The sequence below is a fragment of the Dyadobacter sp. genome, assembly GCF_051859145.1.
GTDB lineage: Bacteria > Bacteroidota > Bacteroidia > Cytophagales > Spirosomataceae > Dyadobacter.
This window is the reverse complement of sequence record NZ_JBHYGF010000556.1, coordinates 19,026-27,457: the sequence shown is the minus strand read 5'-3', so window position 1 is coordinate 27,457 and position 8,432 is coordinate 19,026. Positions and strand designations below refer to the sequence as shown.

Annotated in this window: 6 protein-coding genes; 2 read left to right on the top strand and 4 right to left on the bottom strand. The window is 48.7% G+C overall.

Annotation, left to right across the window (positions count from 1 at the left end):
* Positions 1-1,370 (bottom strand): hypothetical protein (locus tag ACTIE6_RS23930; protein WP_439559023.1); only part of this gene is annotated, 1,370 nt, incomplete at its 3' end.
* Between the two features lie 207 nt (positions 1,371-1,577).
* On the opposite strand from ACTIE6_RS23930, the gene ACTIE6_RS23925 reads away from it, so the two are divergent.
* Together ACTIE6_RS23925 and ACTIE6_RS23920 are read left to right on the top strand one after the other, a co-directional pair.
* Positions 1,578-2,243 carry a hypothetical protein gene (locus tag ACTIE6_RS23925; RefSeq protein ID WP_439559022.1) on the top strand — a complete coding sequence of 222 codons (666 nt, stop codon included), beginning with the start codon at positions 1,578-1,580 and terminating at the stop codon, positions 2,241-2,243.
* A gap of 167 nt (positions 2,244-2,410) precedes the next feature.
* Positions 2,411-3,502: an alpha/beta hydrolase-fold protein gene (locus ACTIE6_RS23920; RefSeq protein WP_439559035.1), complete on the top strand. Its 1,092-nt coding sequence runs from the start codon at positions 2,411-2,413 to the stop codon at positions 3,500-3,502.
* Positions 3,503-3,652: 150 nt separating this feature from the next.
* Here ACTIE6_RS23920 and ACTIE6_RS23915 read toward each other — a convergent pair whose 3' ends face one another.
* From ACTIE6_RS23915 to ACTIE6_RS23905, 3 genes are all read right to left on the bottom strand, one after another.
* A complete protein-coding gene (locus ACTIE6_RS23915) occupies positions 3,653-4,441 on the bottom strand; it encodes a DUF4397 domain-containing protein (protein ID WP_439559021.1) in 789 nt (262 codons plus the stop codon).
* Between the two features lie 31 nt (positions 4,442-4,472).
* On the bottom strand, positions 4,473-7,226 hold the full coding sequence (locus tag ACTIE6_RS23910; RefSeq protein ID WP_439559020.1) for a TonB-dependent receptor: 2,754 nt from the start codon (positions 7,224-7,226) through the stop codon (positions 4,473-4,475).
* 270 nt (positions 7,227-7,496) lie between these two features.
* Positions 7,497-8,123 (bottom strand): YceI family protein, encoded by a 627-nt coding sequence (locus ACTIE6_RS23905; protein WP_439559019.1) that lies wholly within the window; start codon positions 8,121-8,123, stop codon positions 7,497-7,499.
* Between the last annotated feature and the right edge of the window lie 309 nt (positions 8,124-8,432).

Genomic DNA, 8,432 nt, shown 5'->3' with positions numbered 1-8,432 from the left:
AGGGTTGTATTAGAATAATACCCGTTACCGTAACCATTGCCAGCTATCGCTCCCCCTAAGCCGCCTACGGTATTGTTTTGAAAGGTACAGTTGGTTAACAATAATTCGATTTCACCTTCCCAGACGGAATCGGTATAGATGGCCCCGCCATAGACAGCGGTGTTGTTTTGAAACAAACAGTTGGTAAACTTAGGCCGGGCCCTGTTATCGTTGCGAACATAACCCGTCAGGTTGAAAATGGCCCCACGGCCGCTGTCCGCCGAATTACTCTGAAACACGCAGTTAATAATGAGAGGGCTGCTGTTACCATTAAAATCCCCGTTATTGAAAATGGCTCCACCCTGATTCGACGCCTTGTTGTTTTTAAACAAACAGTTCGTCAACACAGGGCTACTATCAGACGCATCGCTTTCACCATCGTTGTAAATGGCCGCGCCGGATGCAGCACTGTTATCCTGAAAAGAGCAATTTGTTATTTCAGGGCTACTTGAGCCAAAATATCCATAGTTATAGACGGCCCCGCCAGCTTCGGCCGAATTGGACTGAAAAAGACAGTTAGTCATTTTGGGCTGGATGTTTGAGCCAAACGATCCAACGTTATAAATAGCACCGCCATTTTCCGAAGCGATATTGTTTCGAAAAACACAGTTAGTGAGTACAGAACCGCTTTGGTTCGAGGTGCCTCCGTTGTAAATGGCCGCGCCAGAGGTAGCAAAATTATCCAGAAACAAACAGTTGCTGATTTGTGGGCTGCTGGGCGGGCCACTGCTGGGGTTTGCAAAAGACGACTGACGAACATTATAAATTCCCCCGCCAAGATTATTTGGCTCCTGGACCGGGCCTGCTTCGTTGGCGTTGCCACCAGTAATGACAAAGCCATCCAACACCGTGCTGCTTGTAACGCCGAGCCGGTTCCGAATGACGTGAAAGCTGTTATCACTCGTATCAAATGGATCACCAATTTCACCGGAGAGAATGGTGGTAGAAGGGGTGGTCTGGTTAATGGCCGGGCGCTCACTCCGCGTAGTTTCGTTGCCTGTAAAACCGCCGTATATGCTCACCCCGTTCTTCATGGAAAAGCTGATCGTACGATCTGTGTTCTCATTTCCACCGGGTTTGTATGTACCGGCGGCCACCCATATTTCATCCCCGGCATTAGCAGCATTGATCACGGCCTGCAGATCGCTGCTTGCATTGGCCCAGTAAAGAGCCCCCGAACCCGTTCCATCTACCTTTACGTAAAATGTGGAAGCCAGCACGCGAGACGAAGTGCTGGTCAGAAGTAAAACAAGCAGACAGCAGGCTGTTGCACGCAAAGAGACATAGAATAGGGTATTCGTGCTTTTTGCAGGAAGTAAACGTTGAGTCATCTAGTACTGAAAGAGGAAGTTTTGAGATTTTGCAAAGAACTGTCTTTCAATTGAGATATCCCAAACGTATACTCTTGGTGAGAAAACTATATTTTTCCTACAATATTCAAATCAATGATTTCCTACTTTAACACACATAATCCTTTATCTTGTTGCCCTAGCCCGAAATATTTATATCCAGTTTTACAGAGTCTCACTTAAAAAGCAATGCTAAAAGCAACGACCTCCTTCATCTTATTAATCTTGTCTGTATCAATTTCAATTGCCCAGGAGATAGAAAAGCCGGTTGCCGTTTATACTAATACGTCTGATTTTTTGAACCGCAAGGAGATTAGCACCAAGGCGATTATTAAGTCTGAAAGTGACCGGCACGTACGTACCAAAAGAATTATCGATCCTGCTTCCAGTAAAAAGAACAGAAGCTTATTGCCATGGGCAATGCGATACAACGATGTTGATTATTTTAATCTGGGATATTCAGACGATCTGCGAAACTGGAATACGTTTGCCAGATTTGATATTGTGGGAAAATTTTCTGCCATTTTTATTGACAAAGATTCTCCCAAAGAACTCTTTAACAATACAGCTAACGGCGCCAGTCTGGCAGGCTTACTGGCAACAGAATCCACAAAGTGGAACAAGGCCTGGATTGATGAAAAAGGTGAGAAAAAGAGAATTTTGCTTATTAACGCAACATTTTATGTACCAAGGGACTCTCCAAGAGTAGCGGATGGCTGCGTCGGCAATTATTTAAGTAAAGGCCAATTAAGAGAGCTGATTGAGACAAACAAGATTGATATACAAAACAAAGAAGTAAATAAGCTTTCTTTCGAAGAAGTGGTTGAAGTAATTCATAAGTTGAACAAGATCTAGCACTTAATCAAGTAGCTGATGATAAAATCAGTAAAATAAAGTAGGTTTTTCATCTGTCCTCTTTTAACCGAAATCAGTCTCCATTTGATTTTCGCGTCGGGTAATCAGCATCACATTCTAAACAGGCATTTACGTCAAATCACATGAACAAACAATGTTTTACCTTCATGCTGGCAGCTTCACTCACGGTGGGAGCTACCTGGGCGCAGGTGGAAAAGCCGGCTATCAAAGACGACTTCAAGCCTTCTGTTCTCAATCAGCCTGGTCAGGAATATCCTCAGGTGAATTCTCAGGGATATGTCCGTTTCAAGATCAAGGCACCGCAGGCAGATAGTGTAAGGGTAAGCCTTGGACTGGGCGGTAGGGGAGGAACCAAACTTGCCAAAGATGCAGAAGGTTTTTTTACCGGAACCACAGAGGGACCGATGGACGAAGGCTTTCACTATTACCACCTGAATGTGGATGGAGGAACGTTTAATGATCCGGGCACACTCAACTATTACGGCTCGGTTCGCTGGGAAAGTGGGATTGAGATCCCGGCCCACGACCAGGACTTTTACCAGCTAAAAAATGTGCCCCACGGCCATGTGCAGCAGGTATTATTCCCATCCAAAAGCACCGGAACTTCACGCCGTGCATTTGTTTATACCCCACCCGGCTATGAAAAGGGCAATAAACGCTACCCGGTACTGTACCTGCAGCACGGATGGGGCGAAGACGAAACCGCATGGAGCAACCAGGGCCGCGCCAATCTGATCATGGACAACCTCATTGCCGACGGAAAAATTGAGCCCTTCATCATTGTAATGACTTACGGAATGACCAATGAGGTGAAATTCGGAAAGATCAGGGAATTCAAGATCGAACCTTTCCAGACCGTGCTGGTTGACGAGCTGATCCCGTATGTGGACGCTACTTTCAGAACAGTTGCCAGCCGCGACAAACGCGCGATGGCGGGACTTTCTATGGGCGGTATGGAAACCCGGAACATTACGGTTAACAAGCCAGACGTTTTCGGTTACTATGCACTACTCAGCGGCGGCGTGTATTCGCCAGAAGACCTGAAAGACAAAGCCAAACCCAAGCTTGTTTTCCTCAGTGCAGGCAGCAAGGAGAAACCCGATGGCGTGCGGAATGCATCTGCTGCGCTCAAAACGGCGGGCTACAATGCGGTTTCGTACGTTTCCGAAGGTACCGCGCATGAATTTCTGACCTGGCGCCGGAGCCTGTACCAGATGGCGCCGCTTTTATTTAAATAGAAGACTTGCTCGACTTGTTTAAACCTGAGAAATTTTGTTTTTAGACATACCAACAAACGATTAATAAGTCTGCCGCCGGCTGTTATCACTTGCACAAAAATCTCCGTCCGGGAATTTCCAGGACGGAGACCTAAACCTATCACCAATTATCTACTTTACCGGATGTTGGAGCACGCTCACGCCGAAAGCCGGGCCGCCCTGTACAAGACCATTTGTAAAAACCGTATAAATTTTTCCCGCTTCCAAAGTCACCGTCGAGCTGTTTCCGACCGTCGTACCAGTGGCGGAGTCTTTAAAATTAAATGCATACTTTCCCGCATTTACTGATTGGAAGGGCCCTAATGTCCATGCGCTCAAAGTCTCGCCAGTCAGCGCAGAGTTCGCCGCGCGGCCGTAAGCCACATTATTAAAGAGTGGCGTCGTGCCATTCAGTATATTCAAAGTCCCCGCGCCCGGCGAGAGGTTTACAAACCTTAGCTTCACTTTTCCCGATTCCGGCGCTTTCAGATCATCATAAAAAAGAATCAGAGAATCAGCCTTGTTGCTGGCAGTTCTTGCCGCGACTACGGTGTGATAAAATGTGGCGATCGGACCATTGGGCCGGCCGGTGGCCGTGAAAGTTGCGCTGTTGCCAAACTGGTAGGAGGCTTTGTAACTTGTATTGGTGCCTTCTGTGATGTTGATCTGCACATTGCCGAAGACGGTCGGGTAGTAGTCTGAAGCCGTATTGATGGCCACTGGAGTGGGCGTGATCTTGTCGGTAAATGTGTAAAAACTCAGCGCGGCATTCACCGGTCTTGCATTTACAAAACTGATGTAGGCGCTCAGTGGCGGCCGGTTGGCGGCGTCGACGTCAAGATAGCTGGTGTCCTTGCAGGCAGTCAGTCCAGCCGCAGCGGCAACCAGCGCCCATATATTTTTGTAGGAAAAGATCTTCATTTTGTTCATTGGTTAAATGTGTTTCCTGAGCTTAAAGTTTGATCGTAATCCGGGCAAATGGTTGGATACCAGCGCTTCCATTCTGCAAGCCGATGATCGAAGGATTGTTCAAAGCCGACAGTTTGGGATCGGTATAATCACCCAGCTCATTGAATGCATTGTTCACGCCAATCACGCCCTGAATGGACTTGGAAAACGAATACGCCACTGAAGCATCCACGACCCATATCGGGTTCAGTCTCTGGTAGAAATAATCCGGCTGCGGAAAAGTCGCGTTCAATGCAGAAGCCGTGGTCACCGAGCCGAAGTAAATGCCGCGCACCATGTAAGTGAGCTTGCCGACTTTGTAGCTGCCCTGCAAATTGACCTTCGTGCCGGGGATGTGCGAGGTAACCCGCGCTTTTTCGCCGTCGTTGAAAATAATGTAGCGGTAGGCTTCCAGTCCCTTCGGCGTGTTGACGCTCGTTACTTCGTTTTTTACAAAATTCGCCCCGAACAACAAGGTAAGCGCGCCGCTGCGGAATGGCGTGCGGTAGCTGCCTGTCAGCTCCAAACCCTTTGTTCTTGTGCTGAATGAATTGTAGAAAAACTTGGCTTGCGTCGTGCCCGTCTGCACAAACAAACTGCGGACTTCGAGCGGCAGATTTGTATCCGTCGCCGAGAAGTTACCGGTGTTGCCGACGCGGTTATTTACATCTACCAGATAGGCATCGGCCGTGAATTCAAAATTTTTAAATGGCTGCGAAGTGATGCCCAGCGTGTAACCCTTCGATTTTTCAGGCGTCAATGTCGGGATGCCCAGCGCGCGGGTGGCGGCGCTTTGGTTGGAGGCCGTCACCTGATCTATCGCCCGGCCCTGTTGGAAGCTGGTCGACGTTTCGGTGTAGTAGTATTGGGCCAGATCCGGCGCGCGAAATCCTGTATTGTGCGAGCCGCGGATGCCGAGCCAGTCGGCAATTTTATATTTCGTAGCCACTTTGTAGGTCGTTACATTGCCCAGGCCAGAGAAGTTTTCAAGGCGTAATGCGCCGGAGACAAGCCAGTTTTGGGTAATGTTGGCTTCCACGTCCAGGTATCCGGCCAGAATGGAGCGGTTCACATTCACCGCATTCTCCGGGCGAAATCCTGCGTGGATCTGCGAGCCGGGCGACAATCCATTCAGACCAATCTGACCTTCGTTGGTATTGTAGATGATGCCTGTGGCCGTCGTATCCAGTCCCCACACCGTCCGCAGGTCGCCTTTGGAATAGGAAGCCTGCTCACCGGCGATGATCTGGTATGTTTCCACGCGGTACTGCGCACCGAATGCCACGTTCACACCTTTTAATGCTTTGTCAAAATAGCGGCTGATGTCGATGCTACCCGTATTCTGGCTCGCATTGTAGCTGCCAGCATTGAAGGTTCGCGGCGTTTTCAGGCCCAGACTCGCGTTCAGGGAATTCGTAATTACGTTACCAAAATCATTTTTCCCGTACACATTTGAAATGTCTACATCCCAGCCTTCGATCTTGCCTTTGATGCCCACCGCCAGCGACTTGTCGGTAATGATGTTTTCCATCGCGGGCAAAAATCCGTCGGGGTAGAGAAATGCATTGTTTCGCTCGGTCCAGCCGGGTAGACGGTACACAGCCGTAAACTGCGAATTCCGGTGACTGATGCCGCCAAATGCATACACTTCCGCATTTTGCCGCAAAGGCACAGCCGCATTGAAAAACAGCAATGCATCTTTTGCCTTGTTCGAACCACCGCCGCGACGGTCAAAGAAATGGCGGTCGATGCCGCGGTTTTTTAGGATTTCTTCATCGATTTCCCTGGTGTAGATCGCGTCGTAGTTGCGGGTGTTGGCACCGCCACCGTAAACCGGGCCGAGGTACAAGCCGGCGTCATCATTGCCGGGCAATAATGCGATTGCCTGTGTGGCAAACTCGGCGGTCGCATTGAGGTAGCCGCCTGTTTTTCCCAAGGCAAAACCGTAGTTGGCATTCGTACGTGTAGTGGTACCGTCACCTCTGCGGCGCGTGCTCGCCGTGGAACTGAGCGTGAGTTGTTCGGTTGATTTGTTTAAAACAATATTGATCACACCCGCGATCGCATCGGACCCGTACTGAGCTGCCGCGCCATCGCGCAGAATTTCCACGCGCTCAATGGAAGCGGTAGGGATCGAGTTCAGATCGTAGCCGGTGGCGCCATTCCCCAATCCGCCCCAGTTGATATTGGAGCTTTTGTGCCGGCGTTTTCCATTGATCAAAACCAGCACCTGATCTACACCCAGGCCACGCAGCTGCGACAAATTCAGCGCAGAGCCTGCATCACCCGCATTACTACCATTGACCGAGTGAAAGGAAGGCGAAACGTATTGCAAAAGCTGCGTAATACTCACCTGCGGGGCCGATTCCAATAAAGGTTTCAAATCAATGACATCCACCGGCACGGGCGAGTCGATCTTGGTACGGTTGGCATTACGCGAGCCTACTACCTGCACTTCGCCGAGCGTATGCGAGCTGGGTTGAAGTTGCAGATCATAGGTATTTTCAGAAGAGATTTTCACTTCCTGGGCCGCAAAACCTACGAAGGAAAAAACAAGTGTTTCGCCCCGGACGAGGCTTAAAGTGTATTTTCCCTCGGCATCCGTAAGCGTACCCTGGCGTGTACCTTTGATCGACACATTCACGCCGGGAAGCGCCTCGCCGCTCTGGCCGTCGGTCACCTTCCCGGTGAGGGTGCGCTGCTGCGCAAGGGCATTGAACGACACGGCGATCAAAAACAATAGCAGATATTTTTTCATCAAATGAAAATTGAAGTGGTGCCAATCAGGCAAAGAATGTAACAAGAGGAATTTGCAGCGAAGACGTATTGAATCAAGCCAAAAGCTAACAGCTGAACGCTTGCTGCTATACGCTGAGCAAAATTTCCGATTTGACGACGGAATTGCAGCTGCCATGTAGCCAGACCGGGGAGCCTGCAGTCCCTGCCTGATTTCAGTGCAAGCTTTCAAATAAGCCGTACCTATTAACCCTCCGTCGCCAAATCGGAATTTGAAATTATCCAAGACAACCTATTTCAGACTGGCTTTGGCAGAAGAAGCGGATTCTGATGCCACCAGTGAAACATCCAGGTTAAAAGTGTCGTCAATAGCCTTGTCGCCAATCGACGAGAAGAATGTTTTCGAGTTGTACTTGATATCGTATTTCGTGCGGTCGATTGCGATTTTGGCATTGGCGGTCAGGTATTTCCCCGAGGTACTCACCTCTGCCGGGAATGTTACGTCTTCAGTGATCCCCTTGATTGTCAGCTTGCCTTTGACATTGTATTTGTTTGCACCGGCCGGTGTCACCGAAGTGATGTTGAGCTTCGCAGTCGGATGTTTTTCAACAGAGAAAAAATCTTCGCTTTTGAGGTGTGTGGTTAGTTTTTTGTTGTAGTCAGGGTCGGTCAGGTCGGTGACCGTTAGGTCTTTGAGGTTGATTTCAAATTCGCCGCCTTTGAGTTTTCCGGCATCTACTTTTAAAGTCCCGCTCCTGATAGGCGCCAGACCTGAGTGCTCACCCGTCACTTTTTTAGCGTTCCAAACGAGCTTGCTTTTCTGGGTGTCAACAGTAAATGCGTTTTCTTTCAACGGATTGACAAAAGAAGCCAAACCTAGTGCGGCGACTGCGAATGCGGAAACAATGGTCTTTTTCATAATAAAAATGTGGATAAAAGATGATAAAATAATAAGTCTATCAATTTTGTAGAGATATGCTGCAAAGGTATGTGTAACATCCTCGGTTTGTCAAAAATAAAATGGATTATTCGGGGAACGTGCCACCAAATACATCAGTCCCTTTATAGGTGTGTACCTTATCGTTTTTCGTACCTAAACATGCCAGCGCAGCGGCATATGTTTGGTGGTACGAAAACAAATAATTTGATAGAAGTCTACCAAGTTGATAGAGAAGTAATCTACATTTGTGCCAGTCTCACGACAGCCTTTTGAAAACCACCTTTCATG

Bases quoted from the DNA above. Each gene is read 5' to 3' on its own strand.
- ACTIE6_RS23905 (WP_439559019.1), bottom strand. From the start codon at position 8,123: ATGAAAAAGACCATTGTTTCCGCATTCGCAGTCGCCGCACTAGGTTTG.
- ACTIE6_RS23915 (WP_439559021.1), bottom strand. From the start codon at position 4,441: ATGAAGATCTTTTCCTACAAAAATATATGGGCGCTGGTTGCCGCTGCG.
- ACTIE6_RS23925 (WP_439559022.1), top strand. From the start codon at position 1,578: ATGCTAAAAGCAACGACCTCCTTCATCTTATTAATCTTGTCTGTATCA.
- ACTIE6_RS23920 (WP_439559035.1), top strand. From the start codon at position 2,411: ATGCTGGCAGCTTCACTCACGGTGGGAGCTACCTGGGCGCAGGTGGAA.
- ACTIE6_RS23910 (WP_439559020.1), bottom strand. From the start codon at position 7,226: ATGAAAAAATATCTGCTATTGTTTTTGATCGCCGTGTCGTTCAATGCC.